Source organism: Microbacterium sp. LWH11-1.2 (assembly GCF_038397745.1).
Lineage (GTDB): Bacteria > Actinomycetota > Actinomycetes > Actinomycetales > Microbacteriaceae > Microbacterium.
Genome location: NZ_CP151636.1, coordinates 911,462 through 933,295, shown reverse-complemented (window position 1 = coordinate 933,295; position 21,834 = coordinate 911,462). Strand labels below are relative to the sequence as shown.

20 protein-coding genes are annotated in these 21,834 nt (G+C 68.7%); 14 read left to right on the top strand and 6 right to left on the bottom strand.

The window, feature by feature from the left end:
* Positions 1 to 120 precede the first annotated feature (120 nt).
* Positions 121 to 1,323, bottom strand: a complete 1,203-nt coding sequence (locus MRBLWH11_RS04380) for a helix-turn-helix transcriptional regulator (RefSeq protein WP_341946866.1) — start codon at positions 1,321 to 1,323, stop codon at positions 121 to 123.
* 103 nt (positions 1,324 to 1,426) lie between these two features.
* Here MRBLWH11_RS04380 and MRBLWH11_RS04375 point away from each other — a divergent pair, with 103 nt between their 5' ends.
* The 3 genes from MRBLWH11_RS04375 (at position 1,427) to MRBLWH11_RS04365 (ending at position 4,106) form a co-directional block, all read left to right on the top strand.
* Positions 1,427 to 1,549 (top strand): hypothetical protein, encoded by a 123-nt coding sequence (locus MRBLWH11_RS04375; protein WP_341946865.1) that lies wholly within the window; start codon positions 1,427 to 1,429, stop codon positions 1,547 to 1,549.
* Between the two features lie 191 nt (positions 1,550 to 1,740).
* Positions 1,741 to 2,859 carry a ThiF family adenylyltransferase gene (locus tag MRBLWH11_RS04370; RefSeq protein ID WP_341946864.1) on the top strand — a complete coding sequence of 373 codons (1,119 nt, stop codon included), beginning with the start codon at positions 1,741 to 1,743 and terminating at the stop codon, positions 2,857 to 2,859.
* Positions 2,778 to 4,106, top strand: a complete 1,329-nt coding sequence (locus MRBLWH11_RS04365; protein WP_341946863.1) for an MFS transporter — start codon at positions 2,778 to 2,780, stop codon at positions 4,104 to 4,106. Before MRBLWH11_RS04370 ends, MRBLWH11_RS04365 begins: the two co-directional genes overlap by 82 nt.
* A 31-nt stretch (positions 4,107 to 4,137) precedes the next feature.
* On the opposite strand, the gene MRBLWH11_RS04360 is transcribed toward MRBLWH11_RS04365, so the two are convergent.
* The gene (locus MRBLWH11_RS04360) at positions 4,138 to 4,845 is read right to left on the bottom strand and encodes a Pr6Pr family membrane protein (protein ID WP_341946862.1); all 708 of its coding nucleotides are present in this window, start codon (positions 4,843 to 4,845) and stop codon (positions 4,138 to 4,140) included.
* Positions 4,846 to 4,949: 104 nt separating this feature from the next.
* Between MRBLWH11_RS04360 and MRBLWH11_RS04355 the strand changes: the two genes are divergently transcribed.
* Both MRBLWH11_RS04355 and MRBLWH11_RS04350 read left to right on the top strand, forming a co-directional pair.
* Positions 4,950 to 7,115, top strand: coding sequence for an adenylate/guanylate cyclase domain-containing protein (locus MRBLWH11_RS04355; RefSeq protein ID WP_341946861.1), 2,166 nt, complete (start codon positions 4,950 to 4,952; stop codon positions 7,113 to 7,115).
* Positions 7,116 to 7,117: 2 nt separating this feature from the next.
* Positions 7,118 to 8,542, top strand: a complete 1,425-nt coding sequence (locus MRBLWH11_RS04350) for a mechanosensitive ion channel family protein (RefSeq protein ID WP_116633244.1) — start codon at positions 7,118 to 7,120, stop codon at positions 8,540 to 8,542.
* A gap of 15 nt (positions 8,543 to 8,557) precedes the next feature.
* On the opposite strand, the gene MRBLWH11_RS04345 is transcribed toward MRBLWH11_RS04350, so the two are convergent.
* On the bottom strand, positions 8,558 to 9,493 hold the full coding sequence (locus MRBLWH11_RS04345) for a DMT family transporter (RefSeq protein WP_341946860.1): 936 nt from the start codon (positions 9,491 to 9,493) through the stop codon (positions 8,558 to 8,560).
* 211 nt (positions 9,494 to 9,704) lie between these two features.
* On the opposite strand from MRBLWH11_RS04345, the gene MRBLWH11_RS04340 reads away from it, so the two are divergent.
* The 4 genes from MRBLWH11_RS04340 to MRBLWH11_RS04325 all read left to right on the top strand — a co-directional run bounded on the left by MRBLWH11_RS04340 (position 9,705) and on the right by MRBLWH11_RS04325 (position 14,641).
* Positions 9,705 to 10,991, top strand: a complete 1,287-nt coding sequence (locus MRBLWH11_RS04340; RefSeq protein ID WP_341946859.1) for an adenylosuccinate synthase — start codon at positions 9,705 to 9,707, stop codon at positions 10,989 to 10,991.
* A 17-nt stretch (positions 10,992 to 11,008) separates the two neighbouring features.
* Complete coding sequence (locus MRBLWH11_RS04335) at positions 11,009 to 12,154, top strand: beta-propeller fold lactonase family protein (RefSeq protein WP_341946858.1); 1,146 nt, start codon at positions 11,009 to 11,011, stop codon at positions 12,152 to 12,154.
* Between the two features lie 103 nt (positions 12,155 to 12,257).
* Entirely contained in the window at positions 12,258 to 13,607 is a 1,350-nt protein-coding gene (locus MRBLWH11_RS04330; protein ID WP_341947796.1) for an MFS transporter, read from the top strand.
* A complete protein-coding gene (locus MRBLWH11_RS04325; RefSeq protein ID WP_341946857.1) occupies positions 13,604 to 14,641 on the top strand; it encodes a zinc-binding dehydrogenase in 1,038 nt (345 codons plus the stop codon). The genes MRBLWH11_RS04330 and MRBLWH11_RS04325 overlap by 4 nt, the downstream gene beginning before the upstream one ends.
* A 26-nt stretch (positions 14,642 to 14,667) precedes the next feature.
* Here MRBLWH11_RS04325 and MRBLWH11_RS04320 read toward each other — a convergent pair whose 3' ends face one another.
* Complete coding sequence (locus tag MRBLWH11_RS04320; protein WP_341946856.1) at positions 14,668 to 15,918, bottom strand: beta-ketoacyl-[acyl-carrier-protein] synthase family protein; 1,251 nt, start codon at positions 15,916 to 15,918, stop codon at positions 14,668 to 14,670.
* Entirely contained in the window at positions 15,915 to 17,459 is a 1,545-nt protein-coding gene (locus tag MRBLWH11_RS04315; protein ID WP_341946855.1) for a class I adenylate-forming enzyme family protein, read from the bottom strand. The genes MRBLWH11_RS04320 and MRBLWH11_RS04315 overlap by 4 nt, the downstream gene beginning before the upstream one ends.
* 30 nt (positions 17,460 to 17,489) lie before the next feature.
* Between MRBLWH11_RS04315 and MRBLWH11_RS04310 the strand changes: the two genes are divergently transcribed.
* On the top strand, positions 17,490 to 18,074 hold the full coding sequence (locus tag MRBLWH11_RS04310; RefSeq protein ID WP_341946854.1) for a biotin transporter BioY: 585 nt from the start codon (positions 17,490 to 17,492) through the stop codon (positions 18,072 to 18,074).
* Positions 18,075 to 18,330: 256 nt separating this feature from the next.
* Complete coding sequence (locus MRBLWH11_RS04305; RefSeq protein ID WP_341946852.1) at positions 18,331 to 18,873, top strand: hypothetical protein; 543 nt, start codon at positions 18,331 to 18,333, stop codon at positions 18,871 to 18,873.
* A 157-nt stretch (positions 18,874 to 19,030) separates the two neighbouring features.
* Here MRBLWH11_RS04305 and MRBLWH11_RS04300 read toward each other — a convergent pair whose 3' ends face one another.
* A complete protein-coding gene (locus tag MRBLWH11_RS04300; protein WP_341946851.1) occupies positions 19,031 to 19,213 on the bottom strand; it encodes a hypothetical protein in 183 nt (60 codons plus the stop codon).
* A gap of 24 nt (positions 19,214 to 19,237) precedes the next feature.
* On the opposite strand from MRBLWH11_RS04300, the gene MRBLWH11_RS04295 reads away from it, so the two are divergent.
* The 3 genes from MRBLWH11_RS04295 (at position 19,238) to MRBLWH11_RS04285 (ending at position 21,825) form a co-directional block, all read left to right on the top strand.
* Positions 19,238 to 19,729, top strand: a complete 492-nt coding sequence (locus tag MRBLWH11_RS04295; protein WP_341946849.1) for a hypothetical protein — start codon at positions 19,238 to 19,240, stop codon at positions 19,727 to 19,729.
* A gap of 203 nt (positions 19,730 to 19,932) precedes the next feature.
* Positions 19,933 to 21,369, top strand: coding sequence for an NAD(P)/FAD-dependent oxidoreductase (locus MRBLWH11_RS04290; RefSeq protein WP_341946848.1), 1,437 nt, complete (start codon positions 19,933 to 19,935; stop codon positions 21,367 to 21,369).
* Positions 21,370 to 21,522: 153 nt separating this feature from the next.
* Positions 21,523 to 21,825 (top strand): DUF427 domain-containing protein, encoded by a 303-nt coding sequence (locus tag MRBLWH11_RS04285; RefSeq protein WP_116636259.1) that lies wholly within the window; start codon positions 21,523 to 21,525, stop codon positions 21,823 to 21,825.
* The last annotated feature ends 9 nt before the right edge of the window (positions 21,826 to 21,834 follow it).

Genomic DNA, 21,834 nt, shown 5'->3' with positions numbered 1-21,834 from the left:
CATGTGGTGGCTCCCTCAGTCACACGGGGACCACACGTCACGGCCATCCCCCGCGCACCAGCGTAATCGCATCCGGACCGGAGTCCGGCGGGCAGGGGTGCCCGATGGGCTCTGTTCTCCTCAGGCCTGCTGAGCGAGGCGACGCCAGATCGATATCGCGCTGTCGACAGCGCCTGCCTCACTGAAGAGTTCCGCGGCCTTCGCCCAGTGCTGCCGGGCTTCAGCGCCGCTCCCTCGTTGCTCCGCCGCCCGGGCCATCACTTCGTATCCCGTCGCCTGCGTCTGTGCAGGGAGAGTCGCCGTTTGGAGGGCGCGTTCCGCGAGAGCGATCGCGCCGAGGGAATCGGACGCGAGGAGGAGGAAATTCGCGCGAGCGATCAGGAGTTCACTTCGGTCATCGTCGTTTCCGACCAGTTCGAGCCCGAGCTCCGCGTCATGGAGGAGTTTCTCGACGCCCGCGGTGATTCCCGCGGTGATGCGTCTGTTCGCGGAGGCCTTGCAGAAGCGCGCCCACAGTCGAAGGTCCGCATCAGGACGCAGCCACTGCGAGGCGCGGTCATGCAGATCGAGCCCCGCCGCCGCATCGCCGAGGATGAACTGCGCATTCCCCGCAGCCCACGCGATGCGACCTCTCAACTGCGGGGAGGGGATGCTTTCGAGCAGAGATGTGAGCCTGTCGACCTGCGCGGGCAGCTCCTCTATGACGCCGAGTTCGCTGAGCGTTGCAATCAGCGCGAGTGCTGCGCGGGCGATGCTGCTCGAGTCCTGACTCTCTTCGGCGGCCGCGACGGCCTGTCTTGCGACCTCAAGGGAGCGGGTGAGCTGACCGATGGCGCGCAACGCGGTGGCGTGCAGTGCGAGTGCGGCTGTGCGCAGGGATGCCGACTCCTGGGTCAGCGGATGTCGAAGGAGTGCCTCTGCTGACTCGGAGAGTCTTTCGTACTGTCCGTGGTGCCGCAATCCTTCGGCGGCCAGGTACATGGTCACCCAGTCATCATCAGCAGGCGATGCTGGGTCAGCGGCAACCAGTCCCTCGGTCCTCGACCCGAGATCTCCATCCAGCGCGGTCTCGAGTGCTCTCACGTGAGCAGCCACCGACGCCGCATAGTGTGCGGCGCTGATCTGCGACGGTGCGGCGCGCAACTCCTCGACGGAAACACCCAGACGGCTGGCAAGATGCTGAAGCGCTTCCGGCGTCGCGCGCCGACGATCGTGCTCCAGATGTGAGACGTAGCTCGCGGAGAGGTGCTCGCCGGCGAGCTCGGCTTGGGTGAGGCCGAGCTTCTCGCGCGCGGCGCGAATGCGTTCTCCGGGGCTGAGCACATGACTCCGATCTTCTCCGATAGTCAAGCACATGACCGGCCTAGTCAGGTACTTGACAATTCTAGTCAAGTCCGGTTTCGTGGTCACACATCGGGGGGAAGAAATGAAGCAGATGCTGTTGAGAATCATCCTTATCGCGGCGATCGCGATCGGGACACCAGGCTGGATCGGCACTCACTTCGAGTCGTCGATTCTCACGACGGCAGGCGAAGGCGACTGGCCGTGATCGAGACGACCATGGGCGTGTTCGCGCCGTGGTCCGCCTATCGAAAAAGGAGAGGAGGAGACATGTCGTTCAACGTTCGACCCACGCGGGACCGGGACATCAGCTGGGGCGTCCTCTGAGATGTCCATCGACAGTCTTCGTGCCGCGTTGCCGAATCGGTGACGCGGCACGAAGCATGAAAGGAGCAGATCATGCGACCGCAGATCAAGCGGGCATTTCCCATCTACTGGCTCGCGCAGGACGTCGTCCGCATCGGCGCACAACAGGGAATCACCAAGGAACTCAGTGACCCGCAGGGCGAACTGCGGGTGCTTCTGCCCCTCTTGGATGGAACCAGAGGGGTCGAGGAGATCGTCCGTGAGATGCGGCACGCCGTCGCCCATCTTTCCGACGACGATGTTCGGCAGGGGATTCACTATCTCGATGAGAGCGGTCTGATCGAGGACGCGGCGGTCTACGACGACCTCCCTGCGCGACTGGAGGCCAACCAGACCTTCTTCGCCGCTGCCGCCGAGAACTCCCACGCGGCGGGAAACTCAGCGCAACGCGTGCTCGGTGATGCCCATGTCGTGCTGCTCGGGCTCGGGGGCGGCGGGAGCGCCAGCCTTCCCCAGCTCTTGGCTGCGGGATTGCGCAAGCTCACGATCCTCGACTACGACATCGTCGAGGAAAGCAACCTGAATCGACAGACCTTGTTCCGAACCGGTGACATCGGCCGGAAGAAGACCGAGGTTGCAGAGCAGTATTGTCGCGGCTTCGCTCCGGATTGCGACGTCGAGGTCGTCGATCTGAAGATCACCTCAGCGGAAGAGATCGTGCAGGTCGCGCGCGGAGCGGACGCTCTCATCTGCGCGATCGACGAGCCCAGGTTCATCGCGCAGCGCCGAGCGAACTCGGCCGCGGTTCAGCTGGGGATCCCGCTTGTCGTCATGCTCACCCAGCACACCAGTGGTCGCTTCTTCTCGGTGATCCCTCGTCGCTCCGGGTGCCTGGACTGTCTCCACATCTTCGACGAGCTCAATACGCAGGGGTTCCTCAGCCAATTCCGCGCGCTGATGTCCCCCGCCCGGGATGCCGCGACCGCCGCGATCTCACCGCACATCCAGCGACTCACGTCCTTCGGTGTCGATGAGGCGATCCGCCTGATGACGGGCTACACCGAACCGTTGGGCGTCGGAAAGCAGATCGAGGTGAACTACATCTCCGGGGAGCTCCGCACGATCATGGAATGGCAGCCGGAGGCCGGGTGTCCGACATGCGGATCCGGCGACCCCCGTTTCGATTACATCTTCGAGGCGGATCCGTTGTGAACAACGCGACGCCGAGCGTGTGGCGTGTGCGGGACTATCGCGCGTGGTTCGTGGGAGACACGCTCACACAGGTGGGGCTGAGCGTCGGTTCCTTCGCATTCACCCTGCTCGGATACCACCTCACGGCTGATGCCTTCCTGGCGGGGCTCATCGGCACCGTCTCGGCGGCGGCCCGCGCGGTGGCGATTCTCCCGGGCGGTGTTCTGGCGGACATGTTCGACGCCCGTCGTCTGATGATCTGGTCCGGCCTGGGCGCTTTCGGGATCTATGGGGTCCTCTCCGGGATGTACCTGACCGAGACGTTGACGACGGGCTCTCTTCTCGTCATCGCCGCATGCGAGGGAATGGTCGTCGGGCTCTTCTTCAACGTGACCGATGTCGCACTTCCTCGTATCGTCGGGAAGGAGCTTCTGGCCGACGCATCGGCCGCGAATCAGTCGCGCGACGCTGCGATCCGTCTTGCCGCTGCCCCGGTGTCGGGGTTTCTGTTCGGGCTGCATCCTTCGGTGCCGTTGATCGTCTCGGCCGTCACCCGTCTGGGGGAGGTCGGTTCGGCGCTGGCCATCAAGAAGAATCTGGCCCCCGAGCGGCGGGATGATGCTCCGGCGGTCAGATCGTTGTCTTCGGGATCACGATGGTTGGCCGCTTGGCGGCAGCCGAGGGTCCTCATCGGCCTGGTCGTGCTGGTGAATTTCGCACTCGGCGCCTGCGGCATGACGATCGTGCTCAGCCAGCAGGAAGCGGGAACTCCGGCCTGGCAGATCGGTATCATCCAGACCTTCCAGGGAGCCGGCGTGCTTGCCGGGGGCGTCGTCGTGGGCTGGGCGCTTCGTCGCCTCAGCGGTCAGAGGATCGTGCAGATCTCGATCTGCACGATCACCATCGCATTCAGCGGACTCCTGTTCACGCAGAGCGTCTGGGTGGTCGCGGTGCTCGGATTCGTCGCGTCTCTGCCGTTGATCCCGCTCAACGCGGTGCAGGGATCGTTCCTCGCCCTGATCATTCCCGATCAGATCCGTGGTCGCGTCCTCTCGCTCTCCTCGCTGCTGGGTTCGCTCGCCGGGGCGCTGGCACCTCTGTTGGCCGGAACCCTCTTGGAGTACTCCAACTATGCGACGGCGATCGGGGTGCCGCTCGCCATCCTCGCATCCGCGGCGATCGCCGCCGTCTTCTCGAAGGCTGTCGCATCGATCCCTCGACGCAGCGAGTTCGGTCGAATCGAAGCGCTCCCCGTCCGCCCGCGGTGATCTCGGCTCTCGCGTGGTCGCGCGGAGGCGCTCACGTCGTGGAGATGTCCGCAGCACGGATGCCGCGGCGACGGCCGATCCAGACCACTCCCGCGGCCGCACCGATGATGATCGCGGCGATGAGGAGCACGTAGAGGGTGACGGCGCCGTAGCCGCCCGGCTGGTGCGGGTCGAGGAACGGGTACGGGTACCAGTACGGGTTCCCGGTCGCCGGGGCGATCACCAGGTTCGCGCGGATCAGCGTGTAGACGACCCACACGATCGGGAAGATCGCCGCGATCCCCACGGCGCCCCAGCCGAGCGCGCGCCGGCGCGGCGCGACCAGCACGTCGATCAGCATGATGATCGGGACGACGACGTGGAGCACCTCGTTGGACCAGGGGACCGTGGCACCCTGGGGCAGGGGGATGCCGCGGAGCAGGGTGTTGTAGACGACGCCGGTCACGATCATGTAGGTGCTGGCGCAGACGAGCAGCACCGCGAGCCACCGCGGTTCGACCAGTTTGTCGTCCTTCTGGCGCAGCGCCCAGATCCCGCCGATCGCGAGGGCGACGGCCGCCAGCACATTGGACTCGATCGTGAAGAAGCTGAAGAAGTTCGCGATCACGGTGGGCATGTGCTGCCCGTACTCGGTCTCGGCGCTTCGGGCGACGTCGATCGATCGCACGAGCTGCGCCACGATCGCCGCGACGGCGAGAACGGATGCTGCGAGTCGTGCGTAGGGCCACCAGGTCGTCATGTTCGCCTCCGCCGGTCACTGTAGCGGAACCCGTGTGTAGACCGTCGTACCGGAATATCGATAGTGTCTGACCGGGGACGCGCACGATGCACGGCGGAGGGCGCATGAGCGAGAGCGGGACCGGTACGAGCAGCGCGGACGGCGCGACGAGAGTTCGCCGATTCCGCGGCGGGGGCGGACTCAGCATCCAGTCGAAGCTGCTGATCATGCTGCTCTCGGTGAGCCTGGTCTCCTCGGTCGTCGTCGGGGCGATCGGCTTCATCAACGGGCGGCAGTCCCTGCACGACGCGGCCGTCGACCAGCTCATCACGATCCGCTCGATGAGAGCGGTCGAGATCACCGAGGCGATCGACGACGTCAAGCGCGAAGCCTCTCTGCAGTCCCGCAATCTCAGTGCGCAGACGCTCTCGAACACGATGAACGCCGCGTGGGACGACCTCCAGCAGCAGGAGATCTCCGCTGAGCAGTCCGCGCAGCTCGAGGCCTACTACGCCGACACCTTCATCCCGGAGCTCGAGGCCCGCGCCGGCGAGGAGTACGGGAACGAGGCGTTCATCCCGGAATCGAGCGCCGGCCGCTACCTGCAGCTGCAGTACACGACGAAGAACCAGGACTTCGACGCCGACTACGACGAGCTGCTCGTCGGAAACGACAGCGGCGACGGCACGAGCTATTCGGCCGGGGCCGAGCGCTACGGCGACTACTTCACGCGGCTGGTCCAGCAGGCCGGCTACGAGGACGCGCTGCTGCTGAACCTCGACGGCGACGTCGTGTTCTCCGCCTACAAGGGCATCGAGCTGGGCACCAACCTGAACACCGGGCCGTATCGCGACACGGCCTTCGCGCAGACGTACCGGGACACGATCGCGACCAACTCGGTCGACGCGATCGGCATGACCGACTTCGAGCGCTGGATCCCCTCGCTGAACATCCCCACGATGTGGGTCATCTCCCCGGTCGGCAACGACAGCGGCATCACGGGGGCGATGGCCCTCCAGGTGCCGGTCGACACGATCAACGACGTGATGACCGGCTCGGAAGGATGGAAGGCGCAGGGTCTCGGCGACACGGGCGAGGTCTACCTGGTGGGACGCGACGATCTGATGCGCAGCACCTCGCGACGTCTGGTGGAAGACCCAGAGGAGTACGTGAAGCGGCTGATCACAGGAGGCATCGCGCCCACGATCGCGAATCGCATCGGTGAGATCAAGGGGACCGTGCTCCTGCAGCCGGTCGACACGTTCGCGGTGGCCGAGGCGCAGGCCGGACGCAGCGGCACCGTCGTCGGCCGCGACTACATCGGCGGCGACAGCGTCACCGCGTACGCGCCCCTGGAGATCGAAGGACTCGACTGGGTGATCATCGCGCGCATCGACACCGCGGAGGCGTTCGAGCCGGTCAACGACTTCACGCGCAACGTGCTGTTGTCGCTGCTCGGCATCATGCTCGGCGTCTCCCTGCTCTCGCTGCTGCTCGCCCAGGTGTTCACGCGTCCGATCCATCGGCTGGTGGGCGCCGTGCATCGGGTCGCGGAGGGCGATCTCGACGTGCAGGTGCCGCAGGGGTCTCGTGACGAGTTCGGCGACCTCGGCAGCGCGTTCAACGACATGGCGTCGAGCCTGCGGATCAAGCAGGAGCTCATCGACGAGCAGCAGAAGGAGAACGAGAAGCTGCTGCACACCCTCATGCCGGAGAGCGTCGCGACCAAGTACAAGCAGGGCGACGAGGCCATCACCGAGGCGCACGAGAACGTGTCGGTGGTCTTCGCCGAGCTGGTCGGATTCGACGACGCCATGCGCGGCAAGAGCGCGGAGGAGGAGATCGGACTCCTCAACACGCTCATGCGCGGGTTCGACGAGGCAGCGGAGAAGGCCGGCGTCGAGAAGGTGCGCACGCTGCGCGGCGGTTACCTCGCGTCCTCCGGACTCATCGTTCCGCGCGTGGACAACATCCGCCGCAGCGTCGAGTTCGCCCGCAACCTGCTCGGGGTGCTCGAGCGCTTCAACTCCCAGCACGGCACCCAGATCGGGCTGCGCGCCGGCGTCGACACCGGCACCGTGACCAGCGGTCTCGTCGCGCGCACGAGCCTCGCCTACGACCTGTGGGGTGATGCCGTGAACCTGGCGTACCGGGTCCGGTCGGTCACGGGCGAGCCCGGGATCTACGTGAGCCAGAACGTGCGGGACCGCACGCAGGAGCTCGTGACCTACGTCGAGGCGGGGACGGTGGAGACCCAGGGCCGGACCGAGACCGTCTGGAAGGTGGTCTGACCGTGGCCGACGCGTTCGAGGACGGCTGGGCCTGGTGGGTCATCGGCCTCGCCGTCGGCGTGCCGGTGCTCCTCGTCGTGCTCACCGAGATCATCGGAACGCTGACGCGCCGAGGGAATCCGGTTGCCAAGCCGCTGCGGATGCTGCGCAACGGGGTCATCCCGGTGGGTGCGCTGTTCGGGCTCCTGGCCTTCGCGATCCAATCGCCCGCCGATCAGGTGTGGACGCGTGTCGTCGCGACGGTGTTCGGCTTCCTCGTCATCCTGCTCGTGCTCTCGGCCTTCAACGTGGCGCTGTTCGCCAACGCGGAGAAGGACTCGTGGCGCGGCCGCATCCCCACCATCTTCGTGGAGATCGCCCGGCTGATCCTGGTGGGCGTCGGGCTCGCCCTCCTGTTCTCCTGGGTGTGGGATGCCGATGTCGGCGGCCTCTTCACCGCTCTCGGCGTCGGGTCGATCGTAATCGGCCTCGCGCTGCAGAACGCCGTGGGCGGCGTGATCTCGGGGCTCCTGCTGCTCTTCGAGCAGCCGTTCAAGATCGGCGACTGGCTGGATGCGGCGGGGGTGAAGGGCCGGGTCGTCGAGGTGAACTGGCGTGCCGTGCACATCGAGACCGGCGGCGGCATCCAGATCGTCCCGAACTCGTCGCTCTCCGGTGCCTCGTTCACGAACATGAGCGAGCCGGAGGGGCCGTACTCGGCCGAGACGCCGGTGAAGTTCTCGACCGACGATCCGCCGCACGAGGTCATGACGCTGCTGGTCGCGATCGCGGATGCCCTGCCGATGAAGCTCCCGCGGGAGCGCGCGACCGTGCACTACTCGGGTGCCGGTGCGTACGCCGTCTCGATCCCGGTCGCCGGGCCCGCCGACGCGTCACGCGCTCTCTCGATGTACCTGTCCTGGCTCTGGTATGCCGCGCGTCGCCGCGGGTTCGCCCTCGACGGGGATGCGACCGATCCGCTCGCCGAGCCGCAGCGCCTCGTCGAGGCGATGACCGCGATCGCGCCCACGCTGCATCTTCGCGATGATGACATCGAGGCGGTGACGGCGGGTGCGCGCCTCGAGCGCTACGGCGTCGGTGAGACCGTGCTCGCCAGTGGAATCGTGCCCGACGAGGTGCGTGTGGTGGTCTCGGGTCGGGCCGTGCTCGCGATCGAGGCCGACGGCGGCCGCATCGAGTTCGCCGGCGCCGAGAAGGGTGACATCGTCGGGCACACCGCCCTCACCCGCGAGCGCACCCAGGCGGTCACGATCGCCGGCGAGGTCCTCACGGTCGTGGTGCTGCCGCTGTCGACGGTCGACGCACTGATCCAGAGTCGTCCGCGCCTGGCGGGCGAGATCGGCGAGGCCCTCGAGCTCAAGCGCACGCTGGCTGCCGCCCGGCTCGCCGAGCTCGGCATCGCGCGGAACGTCATCGGCGAACGCTGAGCCGCGTCGGAGGCGCTATCGGTCGCGGCGCCCCCAGCGCATGCGCGTGACGAGCACACCGAGGAGGCACAGCGCTCCACCGAGGAACATCAGCGGCGTCGGCACCTCGCCGAGGATCGCCCACGACATGAGGATCGCGATCGCCGGCACGACATAGGTGGTCGCCGACGTCTGTCCCGCGGTGCTGCGCTGCAGCACATAGGCCCAGGTGGTGAAGGCGATCGCCGTGGGGAAGATGCCGAGGTAGACGACCCACAGCGTGGCGTCGAGCGGCGCGGTCTGCAGGGCGCCGATGAGGCTGCCCGTCCACGGGAGCAGCGCGATCGTTCCGGCGGCGGCGCCGAGCCAGGTCAGCGTCGTCGCGTCGGTCCCAGCGGTGAGGAGGCGCTTCTGCAGGAGCGTGCACCCGGCGTACATCACCGCGGCCAGGAGGGCGAGCAGCAGCCCGGTGATGTCGGGTCCTTCGCTCGTGGACGAGTTCATGCCGATCAGCACGACGCCGAGGAAGGCGATCGGCGCCCCGATCACCAGGGGCTTCGGGAAGCCCTCGCGGAGGAACAGTCCGCTGAAGACGACGACCATCAGCGGGGCGAGATTCACCACCATCGCGGCCGTGCCCGCGTCGAGAGTGCGCTCGGCGGCGTTCAGCGCGAGGTTGTAGACGCAGAACCAGCCGACGCCCCAGACCGCGATCAGCCACCAGTGGCGGCGCTCCGGGAGACGGATGCCGTGGCGCACGGCGATGATCGTCAGCACCACCGTTCCCACGGCCATCCGCAACAGAGCCAGGGCCCCCGGATCGTAGTGCGGGCCGGCGCCGCGGATGCCGATGAACGCCGAGGCCCAGAGCACCACGGTCACGAGGGCCGCGAGGAGGACGAGCGGACCCTGCTTCCTGGGTGCGCCGGCGCTCGCACGAACGCCGAGGTCGTCGGATGCTGCATGTGGCATCCCCCGATCCTGGCAGTGGCCCCCGACATCCGTCGATCGGCCGGACCGACAGCATCCGTCGCTTTCCCGCCACCGTCGCGGCCGTCCGCTCAGCCCTCGGCCATGAGAACGCCCGAAACAGCCCCGAAACCCCCTCCCGATAGGATGGGAACGCCCGAAGAGGGCCAGCTCATCGGCCGGTGCAAACCCGGCGAAAGCAGGGGGGACACCCATGCCAGGAATCGTGATCGTCGGCGTGCAGTGGGGCGACGAAGGGAAAGGCAAAGCCACCGATCTTCTCGGTGAGCGCACCGACTGGGTGGTGAAGTTCAACGGCGGCAACAACGCCGGGCACACCGTCGTCGTCGGCGACGAGAAGTACGCGCTGCACCTGCTGCCGTCCGGCATCCTCTCTCCCGGCGTCAACCCGGTGATCGGCAACGGGGTCGTCGTCGACCTCGAGGTGCTGTTCTTCGAGCTCGAGGCGCTCGCCGCCCGCGGCATCGACATCTCGCGTCTGCGGGTCAGCGCGAACGCGCACATCATCACGCAGTACCACCGCACACTCGACAAGGTCACCGAGCGCTTCCTCGGCAAGCGCATGATCGGCACCACCGGCCGCGGCATCGGCCCGGCCTACGCCGACAAGATCAACCGCGTCGGCATCCGCGTGCAGGACATCTTCGACGAGAACATCCTGCGTCAGAAGGTCGAGGGCGCCCTCGACCAGAAGAACCACCTGCTGGTGAAGATCTTCAACCGTCGCGCGATCACCGCCGACGAGGTCGTCGAAGACCTGCTGTCGTACGCCGACCGTCTGCGCCCGATGGTCGCCGACACCGGCTACCTGATCGCCGAGGCACTCGGCCGCGGCGAGGTCGTCGTCTTCGAGGGCGGCCAGGCCACGATGCTCGACATCGACCACGGGACCTACCCGTTCGTGACGTCGTCGTCGGCGACCGCGGGCGGCGCCGCGACCGGCTCCGGCGTCGGACCGGGCGCGCTCGACCGCATCGTCGGCATCGTCAAGGCCTACACGACCCGGGTCGGCTCGGGTCCGTTCCCGACCGAGCTGTTCGACGAGCAGGGCGAGTGGCTGCGCAAGCAGGGCTTCGAGTTCGGCACCACCACCGGCCGCCCGCGCCGGGTGGGATGGTACGACGCGCCGATCACCCGCTACGCCACGCGCATCAACGGCATCACCGACCTCGTGCTGACGAAGCTCGACATCCTCACCGGTCTCGAGCAGATCCCGGTCTGTGTCGCCTACGACGTCGACGGCGTGCACTTCGACGAGGTGCCGGTGAACCAGACCGACTTCCACCACGCGAAGCCGATCCTCGAGTACTTCCCCGGATGGAGCGAGGACATCTCGACCGCGCGCACCTTCGAGGATCTGCCGCAGAACGCGCAGGACTACGTGCTGGCGCTGGAGAAGATGAGCAACACGCGCATCTCCGTGATCGGGGTCGGCCCCGAGCGCGACCAGGTCATCGTGCGCCACGATCTGCTCGACTGAACTCGGGGAGCGACCGCATGACACGGTTCTGGCTGGGCGGCTACGGTCCCGCGATGGAAGGCTCGGCCGACGGCATCGGCCTGCTCGCGGGCGACGAGGGCCGCGAGGCCACGACGCTCGCCTATCGCGGCGCCGTCACCGAGACGCCCTCGCCGTCGTGGCTGGCGCAGCATCCGTCCCTCGACGTCGTCTACGCGGCGCTCGAGGCGGATGCCCTGGTGCAGGCCTTCGCGCGTACCGGTGAGGCGGCGCTGTCGCCGCTCGGCGACCCCGTCGCCGTCGGCGAGAGCGTCTGCCACCTGGCCGTCGCCCCGAACGGATCCTCGCTCATCGCGAGCTGTTACGGCGACGGACGCGTGGTGCGGATCGGCCTGGATGCGGCCGGCCGCCTCGTTCCGGCGCAGCGGACGGCGGATGCCGCGGCGGCGCTCCGCGCGGCCCTGTTCGGAGACGACGACCCGGACGCACCGGCGGCGACCCCGCCGGGCGACGGCATCGCCGCATCCGACCCGCATGCGGCCGGCGCCGACCGGGTCTCGCACGCGCACGCCGCGGCTTTCCTGCCCGACGGACGCATCGCCACCACCGACCTCGGGTTCGACCTCGTGCGGATCTGGCGTGCTTCGACAGGCTCAGCAACCCAGGGGACAGGCTCAGCAACCCAGGGGTTGATCCTCGACCATGAGGTCGTGCTCCCGCTCGGCACCGGCCCTCGCCACATGGTCGTGCACCCGAGCGGGCATCTGCATGTCGTGACCGAGTACTCGTGCGAGGTGTTCACCCTCGCCGCGGGTGTCGACGGCACCTGGCGCGTCGTGTCGTCGACCCTGTCGAGCCCGATCGCCGAGATCGGCGTCGACTTCCCGGCCGAGCTCGCGCGCTCGCGCGACGGGCAGTTCCTGTACACCGCGCTCCGGGGCAGCAACACGATCGCGACCCTGCGGGTGCGCGGCGGTGGCGACACCCTCGAGTCGGTCGCGCTCGCCGACTCCGGTGTCGACTGGCCGCGTCACCACTTCGTGCACGAGGGCAAGATGCTCGTCGCGGGGCAGCGCTCCGACACGGTCACGCTGCTCGACCTCGACGAGCGCACGGGCGCGGTGCGCGGCATCCGTCACGAGGCGCAGGTTCCGGCGCCGACGCACTTCCTTCCCGTGCGCTGAGCCGCAGGTCTTGACCTCAACCTTTGTTGAGGTCTTATCGTCGTCTCTCATGACTACCGAAACAGGAGCGCCGGCGAAGCCGAACCCCGCCCCGCCGCGCATCATGAGCAGCGAGTACCTCTGGATCACGATCGGCGCGTGCGCGCTCGTGTTCCTCGGGGCGTTCGAGTCGCTGGCCGTGACGACGGTGATGCCGACGGTCAGCGCCGACCTCGACGGCGAGCGGCTGTACGCGCTCGCCTTCGCCGGGCCCCTGGCCACCAGCGTGATCGGCATGGTGATCGCGGGAAACTGGTCGGATCGCCGCGGTCCTGTCGCGCCGCTGTACACGTCGGTCGCCATGTTCGTCGTGGGTCTGCTGATCGCGGGCCTCGCGCCGAGCATGGAGATCCTCGTCGCCGGGCGCTTCGCCCAGGGGCTGGGCAGCGGAGGGCTGATGGTGGCCCTGTACGTCGTCGTCGCTCGCGTCTACCCGCAGGCACTGCATCCGGCCGTCTTCGCCGGGTTCGCCGCGGCCTGGGTCATCCCCTCGCTCATCGGCCCGACGGTCGCGGGGGCCGTGACCGAGCTCTGGAGCTGGCACTGGGTCTTCCTCGGCGTGGTCATCCTGGTGCTCGTCGCCCTGCTCATGGTGATCCCGGCGCTGCGCGGACTCGCGAACGACGGTGATGCGGCGACACCGTGGGCCTTCAGGCGGCTCGGCTGGTCGGTGCTGGCGGCCGTCGCGGTGCTCGCGCTGAACCTGGTCGGTGACATCCCCGGGTTCGGCCCGGTGCTCGCCGGCGTCGCGATCGTGATCGCGCTCATCGCGGTGCGCCCGCTCGTGCCCCGCGGCACGCTCCGTGCTGGTCGAGGGCTGCCCTCCGTCATCCTCGTCCGCGGCCTCGCCGCTGCTGCCTTCTTCGGTGCGCAGGTCTATCTGCCGTACCTGCTCACCGATCGCTACGACCTCACGCCGACGCTCGCCGGGCTCTCCCTGACCGGCGGTGCGCTCGCGTGGTCGGCCGCCGCGACCGTGCAGGGGCGGATGGGCACGCGCCTGTCGAGCATCACGGCGGTGCGGGTCGGCACGATCCTCGTCCTCATCGGCATCGCGCTGACCGTCGCCACCGCCGGGCTCGTCTGGGATGCCGCGATCGTCGCGGTCGCCTGGGTCGTCGCGGGAGTGGGGATGGGGCTGATGAGCCCCCGCACCAGCGCATTGACGCTGTCGATGTCGACCCCCGAGAACCAGGGCTTCAACAGCGGCGCGATGACCGTCGCCGACTCGTTCGGCAGCGCGCTGGCGTTGGCCGTCACCGGGATCCTGTTCACGTCGGTGACTGCGGTCGCGGATCCGTTCACCGCGGTGTTCGCCCTCGCAGCCGTCGTGGCGGTCGCGGCGGCGGTGCTGGCGCCCCGGATGCGGGCGGATGCCGAGGGCGTTGCGACCGGCGAGGAGGTCGGCGCATGAGTGCGGATGCTGTGACGGTCGGCTCGTCCAGCGCGCGGAGCATGCGGGCGGTCGTGCAGCGTGCCTTCGGGGCGAGCGAGGTGCTGCAGGTCGAAGAGGTGCCGTTGCCCGAGCCCGGCGAGGGGGAGGTGCGCGTCGCTGTCGCTGCGGCCGGTGTGCATGCGGTCGACACCGCCATCCGACGCGACGCCGGTCCGCCGTCGATGCCCAGACCCGTGCTCCCGATGACGCCCGGGCGTGAGGTGGCCGGTGTCGTCGATGCCGTCGGCCCCGGCGTCGACGCGGCACTCGTCGGATCGCGGGTCGTCGCCCACGTGGGCTTCCGCAGCGGCGGCTACGCCGAATACGCACTGGCGCCGGTCGAGGCCCTGCACCGCGTCCCCGATGGGGTGACCTTCCCGCAGGCCGTCGCCACGATCGGCACCGGACGCACGGCTCAGCTCGTGCTGGATTCCGCGCAGATCCGGCCGGAAGACGTCGTCGTCATCCCCGGGGCATCGGGCGGTCTCGGAAGCCAGCTCGCGCAGCTCGCCCTGTCGGCCGGGGCCACGGTCGTCGCACTTCACGGCGGCGAGTCGAAGCGCGCCGTGGTCGAGCAGCTCGCGCGCGGCGAGAAGCTCGCCGGCGGCAGGCTCGTGCCGTTGGACGCGACCGACGAGTCGTGGCCGGCTCGGATGGCCGAGCTCCTCGGCGAGCGACAGCCCTCGGTCCTGCTGGACGGCGTCGGCGGCGCGACGGGTCGAGCAGTGCTCGAGACACTCGGCCGCGGGGCCCGTGTCGTGATCATCGGCTGGTCGAGCGGCGAGGTCCTTCGCCTCGACTCCGGAGACATCGTCGAGCGCTCCCTCACCGTCACCGTTCCGCTCGGACGAGCCCTGCCGGACCTGCGGCTGCTCGAGACCCGAGCGCTCGCCGCGGTGGCGGAAGGCCGTACCGTTCCGCCCGTCGACGAGTACCGACTCGAGGATGCCGCGGCGGCGCACGACGCCATCGAGCAGCGCCGGCAGCGGGGGAAGGTCGTGCTGGTGCCGTAGCGTGTCGGTTCTTCCGCGGCGCGAGCTCAGTCAGGGCCGGCGAGCAGCAGAGCCGCGTTGTGACCGCCGAAGCCGAACGAGGTCGACAGGATCGTGCGGACCGGATGCGATCGCTCGGTGTCGCGGACGAAGTCCCAGCCGTCGGCGGGATCGCTCAGGTTGATGGTCGGCGGCAGGGACTGATCGCGCAGGCTCATCGCGGCGATGACGGCCTCGACGACGCCGGCCGCGCCGAGCAGGTGTCCGGTGGTGGACTTGGTGGCCGTGAGGGGGACGGCCGCTGCGCGTCGACCGAGCGCCCGCCGGAGCGCGACGAGTTCGGCGTCGTCGCCGAGCACCGTGCCCGTGCCGTGCGTGTTCACGTGATCGATCTCGGATGCGGCGACACCGGCATCCGTGAGGCAGTCCTCGATCGCCCTGGTCGCACCGACCGCCGCAGGGTCCGGCGCGGTGGCGTGGTGCGCGTCGCCGGTCGCGCCGAACCCGGCCACGGTCGCGACCGGCCGCGCAGCGCGCTCCGCCGCGAGGTCGCCGGCCTCGAGCAGCACCGCGGCCGCGCCCTGCGACATGACGAAGCCGCGGCGTGCGCGGTCGAACGGGCGGGAGGCCGCTGCCGGGTCGTCGGCGAAGCCGGTGACCACGGACCGGAGGTTCGCGTGTGCCGCGAGGTGCAGCGGACCGAGGCAGTCGTCCACCCCGACGACCAGCACGGCGTCCGCATATCCGTGGCGGATGCGCCGCATGCCCTCTCCGATCGCGACGGCACCGCTCGCGCAGGCCGCGGCGACCGCGTGAGTCTGGCCGAGGAGTCCGTATCGTCGGCTCAGCACGCCGGCGACGGCATCCGCTGTTCCGAAGACGGAGAGGCCCGGCGGCACCGCGCGGGGACCGCGTCGACGCAGAGCCGCATCCGCGTGCAGGACAGCGTCGACCGGTCCCGAACCCGTCGCGACGATCACCTGCACCGCGTGCGGGCCCCACGGCAGGTCGGGGCCCTGCGTCGCGCCCGCAGACGTCATCGCCTCATCGGCCGCGGCGATCGCCCACTGCTGCATCGGCGTGAGGTGGCGGATGAGCGGGGTCGGGAGGTCTCCGGGAGCCGCGAACCCGCGGATGACTCCGCCGACCTGCACCGGCCCGGAGCCGGAGAGCTCCGGGGGAAGGCGCGTGATCCCGCTGCGTCCGGCCCGCACGGACGCCCACAGGGCCGGGGCCGTCAGGCCGCTGGGAGTGACGGCGCCGACGCCCGTCACGACCGCGGACCTCTCCGGGTTCATGCCCGCCCCTGCCCGACGGCGATGAGCTCGGCGACGGCGGCGCGGCGGATCTTGCCACCCGAGGTGCGCGGAAGCTCCGGCAGGGAGTACCAGCGACGAGGAACGGATGCCGGTGCGAGCCGGCCCTTCGCCCAGGCGCGCAACTCCGCCGGAGGCGGCCCCTCTCCTTCGACGACCAGCGCGATGCGCACGCCGAGAGCAGGCCGGACCTCGGCGATCGCGCACGCTGCACCGAGGTCGGGCATGCCGTCGAACGCGCGCTCCACCTCGTCGAGTGCGACCGTGTGTCCTCCCGTGGTGACGACGTCGCCGCGTCTTCCGACGAAGGCGAAGTCCCGATCCCGAAGCCGCCCCTGATCGTGCACGCTCGCCCAGCCGTCGGCATCCGTCAACGACGTCGTCGTCGTGCCGGGAAGGTATCCGGTCGAGCACGAGCGTGAGCGCACCCACAGAGTGCCGAACGCGCCGGGTGGCAGCACCGCGCCGTGATCGTCGCGCACCTGCGCCTGCACCTGCGGATAGAGACGGATCATCTCTCCACCTCCGCGATCGTCGCCGATGAAACCGAGCTCACCGGTGCCGAAGTAACCGACCGCGCGGGCGCGCGGGAGCGCCGCGGTGATCCGGGTTCGCGCGTCCGCCGAGAGGGCGGCGCCGCCGGTGACGATCAGCTCGATGCCGTCGTAGCGTCCGTGCGTGCGTGTCGCGGCGTCGGCGAGAGCGTGCAGCGCCGCGGGAACGGTGACCAGGCGGGTGATGCCCTCATCGTGCACGCGGGAGGTGAGCCAGAGGTCGTCCAGACGGTCGGCGACATGCAGCCGACCGCCGGTGGCGAGAACCTCGAACAGTGCGTAGAGGGTCAGGCTGTACGACATCGGCCCGGGAGCGAAGGTGGCGATGTCGTCCGCTGTGCCCAGGTGGCGGCGGGAGACGTCGATGTTCGCCGCGTACTGGGCCCGCGTCTTCAGGAAGACCTTCGGCGTTCCCGTCGTCCCCGATGAGGTCAGCAGGAGGAACGGCGCGTCTTCGGCGATCGGCGTCGGGTCGGCCGGCACCGGCCCGATGAGGTCCAGGTCTGCGCACCCCAGGTCGGCGAGTCCGAGGACGAGTCCCGGCCACTCCGCGGCACGCAGGGCACCCCGCAGGGCGGGTGCGTCCGTGACGATCGCGCTCGCCCGGGTCGTGGCGAGCTGCTGCGTCTGCAGCGGGACCGGCCAGTGCGCGTCGATGACGGTGAGGATGCGGTCGCCCGCCTCCGCCGCCACGACCATCCGCGCGGTGTCGAACGCCGTGCGCAGGCAGACGGCGACGATCGGAGGTTCCGCGTCGACCGCAGACGCCGGAAGCAGGCGGTCGAGGGCCGCCGAGATCCGCCGCGACTCCGCGTACAGGTCGCCGTACGTCAGGCGGTCGTCCTCGCCGACGATCGCGGAACGGGTGGGGTCTTCGGCGGCGAGGCGACGAAGCGCGGGCGTGATGGACGTGATCGCTCCTCGGACGGGTTTGCAGGACGTGGACGACGCCTCTACTGTAGTGAACACCGTTCAGGTGAACAGTGTTCAGGAGGATTCATGTCGACTTCCCGCCCCGCCGGCTCCAGCGCCGTGCTCGGCCGCATCGCGGTGTTCTCCGCGCTGATCGTCGTGCTCGGCACGGTCATCGTGCCGCTGCCCGGAGGCGTGCCGATCACCGCGCAGACACTCGGGGTCATGCTCGCCGGGCTCGTGCTCGGCCCGCGCGTCGCGCCTCTCGCCGTCATCCTCGTCCTGGCGCTCGCCGCACTCGGACTCCCGGTGCTGGCCGGTGGGCGCGGCGGCCTCGGGGTGTTCGTCGGCCCCAGCGCCGGATACCTCCTCGGCTGGATCGCGGGCGTGATCGTGATCGGCCTGCTGATGCGGACGGGACGCGTGACGTGGTGGCGGGCCGCTGCGGCCTCCCTGATCGGCGGCGTCCTCGTCGTCTACGCCTTCGGGATCCCGGTGCAGGCACTCGTGACCGGCGTGCCCCTCGTTCCCACCGCCGTATCGAGCCTGGCGTTCCTGCCCGGAGACCTCATCAAGGTGGTCGCCGCCACGCTCGTCGTCGTCGCGCTGCAGCGGGCGTATCCGCGGGCGTTCCCCGCCCGTCGGTCCGTGCAGGAGCCCGTCGCGGCCTGACGCCGGTCGCCGGATCCGCGTCGTCGCTTCTCGTTGAGGCGACCGTCCATGAGGCGGAGGGCGAAATTGTCCAGTCGTCTGACTGCGCGACCGTCTGCGTCAGCACCCTCCCGCCAGCGCAGGTATAGCAAATCAGAGAGATAAGGTACGATTCGCGCATCAAACTGTGCCATTCGGCGATGAGGAGAATGCGATGAGGGCTTCTCGATGGGTCGCCGCTACGGCGGCTTTCGGACTCATACTGTTTGGCAGCAGCGTGGCCGTCGCCGCTACCTCCTCACCATCACTATCTGCCGACCTCAAGGACACTCCGCCAGAAGATGGATCGGAGCTCACGCCTGAGGAGGCTGCGCGCCAAGCTGCGCAGGAGCCGTATTTGGCGCTAGCCGATCGGGTTTCGCAGATCTCGGCACAAGGCACGGCCGGCCACATGGTCACAGGTCAGATCGAAGTCTCAGAGAAGCGATACGCCGTCACCTGGAACGGCGAAGTCCCACCGGAAATTCTCGAATTGGCTCCCCAGGCCGCAGCCCAAGGCATCAATCTAGAGATCACCCAGTCGGCACATAGCCGCGAAGAGGTCATGGCGGCCGCGATGGAACTGACCCAGTCAGTCCCGGAATTTGCTGGAATGAGCGTGACGCTCACGGACGACGGAACCGGGCTCATCGTCACCCCACCCCTCCGCATCGACGAAAGCACACAGGAAGCACTTGCAGCGGCTGTGGAGAAGGTTCGCGCTCGTGGGATCGCTGTCACTGTCGATACCAAGAAGCCCCAAGCTACCGACGCGGGGTGAGAAACGACAACGCGCCCCATTGGGCGGCGCCATGGGCGATGCCGACTTCTTGCGGGAATAGCTTCTTGGATCTGTACTTGTATCCGCTGAAGGGCGACGACGCGCAGAGCACCGTCGGAGCGATCGTCCAGCCGTTGAGCCGGCAGTGGTGCGAGCATCATTCCTCAATGCCGCTCATGGACTGCATGGGCGTGACGCCGGGCCCGTATCCGAGGCCGGGGTCGTCCTTGAGTCGCATGATGTTGAACAACGCGAATAACCGAAAGGCCCCGGATCTTTGCTGGAACTCCAGCGATTTCGGAACGGTAGCCGCGAATGTCTGGAGTTGCTGATCAGTCATATGTTTAGTGGCAGTCGCCGTTGGGTGCCGCTCATCCTCTTCGGATGGGCGGCCCTTGCGGTGAGTGTTCTTGTTCCACTCCTTGTTTCGCTGTCCTCATGGCTCCAGATGCGAGATATGAGATGCACAACCAAGTTCGAGTACACGTTCGCACCGCTCCTCGTCACCTGCGGAGAAAGATCTGCAGGCACACAGGTTCTGGGATGGATCCTGTGGGCACTCACCATCGGCAGCCTGCTGACCGCGGGCGCCCTCGCTATCGCGGCTCTCGTTGAGACGCAGACGCGAGTTCGCCGCAGGTTCGCGATCTTCGAGTCCTGGGTACTGACCATCGGCGCCGCGACAGTCCTCCTACTTACGTCCGGGATCCTCGCTGCAGATCAGGAACGACTCGGCGGCACGAACGCATGGATCATCTATGCCTCTGGAGGATCGACACTGCTGCTGATTCTCATCTCCATCGTGCACCCCATCATCTGGCTAGCCGTAAAGCAAAACTCGGGCGTCGAACGGTAACCCAGGACGCCACACTGTGTCCGTTTGGGGATTCCCTCACGAACACCGCGTGATCCTGCTGGCACTGCCGTCGATGGTCCCCGCCGCCGCGGTCCGCCCCGGCATCCGTCCGATCTCCCGACATCCGTACCGTGCTCCAGGGAACAACTCACCCGTGACTCGACGTTGCTCTTGAGCGAGACTGGGCGACGGAGAGGTGCGACATGACTGCTGCCGAGAAGACCGACGAGTACGACCTGATCGTCCTGGGCGGAGGTGCCGTGGGCGAGAACGTCGCGGACCGCGCCGTGCAGGGCGGACTCACCGCGATCATCGTGGAGAGCGAGCTCGTCGGAGGCGAGTGCTCGTACTGGGCGTGCATGCCCTCGAAGGCGCTGCTGCGTCCGGCCCAGGCCCTGCGTGCCGCGCAGCACGTGGGCGGAGCGTCGCAGGCGGTGACCGGCACCCTCGACGTGCGTGCGGTGTTCGACCGCCGCGACTCCTTCACCAGCAACTGGTCGGACGACGGCCAGGTCAAGTGGCTCGACTCGGCCGGTATCGACCTCGCCCGCGGCTTCGGCCGCCTCACCGGTGAGCGCGAGGTCACCGTGACGGATGCCGACGGCGGCACGCGCGTGCTGCGCGCCCGTCACGCGGTCGCGATCAGCACCGGGTCGGAAGCGGTGATCCCGCCGATCGACGGGCTGCGCGAGGCCGCTCCGTGGACCAGTCGCGAGGCGACGAGCGCCGAGGAGCTGCCGAAGAGTCTCGCGGTCATCGGCGGCGGCGTCGTGGCGGTCGAGATGGCGACGGTCTACGCGTCGCTCGGGTCGACCGTGACGCTGATCGCCCGGGGCGACCTGCTCTCGACGATGGAGCCCTTCGCGGGCGAGCGCGTGGCGGCCGGACTGAAGGAGCTGGGCGTCGACGTGCGCACCTCGACCGGCACGACCTCCGTCCACCGCAGCGACGCGGGTGTCACGATCACCCTCGACGACGGTGAGGAGATCACCGCGAGCGAGGTGCTCGCGGCGACCGGGCGTTCGGCGCACAACCGCGACATCGGTCTGGAGACCGTGGGGCTCGAGCCCGGACGCTGGATCGAGACGGATGACACGATGCGCGTGCCCGGCAGCGACTGGCTCTACGCGGTGGGCGACGTGACGGGCCGCGTGCTCCTCACGCATCAGGGCAAGTACCAGGCGCGGGCGGCCGGAGACGTCATCGCCGCGCGGGCCAAGGGCGAGGAGGTCGACGACGCCCCCTGGGGTCGGCACGTCGCCACGGCCGATCACGCCGCCGTGCCCCAGGTCACGTTCTCGTTCCCCGAGGTCGCCTCCGCCGGACTCACCGAAGCCGCGGCCCGCGAGGCGGGGCACGAGGTGGAGGTCGTCGACTACGACCTCGGCTGGGTCGCCGGTGCGAGCGTCTACGAGGACGGCTTCGAGGGTCAGGCGCGTCTCGTGATCGACACCGCGCGCGACGTGATCCTCGGTGCGACGTTCGTCGGCCCCGAGGTCGCCGAGCTCGTGCAGGCCGCCACGATCGCGATCGTCGGAGAGGTGCCGATCAAGAGGCTCTGGCACGCGGTGCCGGCGTACCCGACGATCAGCGAGATCTGGCTCCGTCTGCTGGAGGGCTACGGGCGTCAGTCCGCCTGACAGGCGGGATGCGGCGCGATCGCGCAATCCGCTGTCGCCTCGGCACCGAACAGATCCAGGAATGTTTCTCACATTGACGGCTCTGCGCGCAACCCCGACCCGGATGTCGCACACGTCTTATACGCTCGAACCCACATCTGAGGAGGCAGGACCATGAAGGCTGTACTCGCAGGAACCGTGATCGCCGAGGCCGACGAGAGCGATCTCGCCCGCATCGAGGGAAATTGGTACTTCCCGCCGGCATCCATCGCGACCGGTGCGCTCGTCGAGAGCCCCACTCCCTACACGTGTCCGTGGAAGGGCGCGGCCCAGTACTACTCGGTGCAGGCCGGAGACCAGCTTCACACCGACTACGCGTGGTCGTACCCGACCCCGTACCCGTCGGCCTTCGACCGCGTCGGCAAGGACTTCTCCGGGTTCGTCGCCTTCGATCCGCGGGTCGAGATCTCCGAATGACGACCGTCT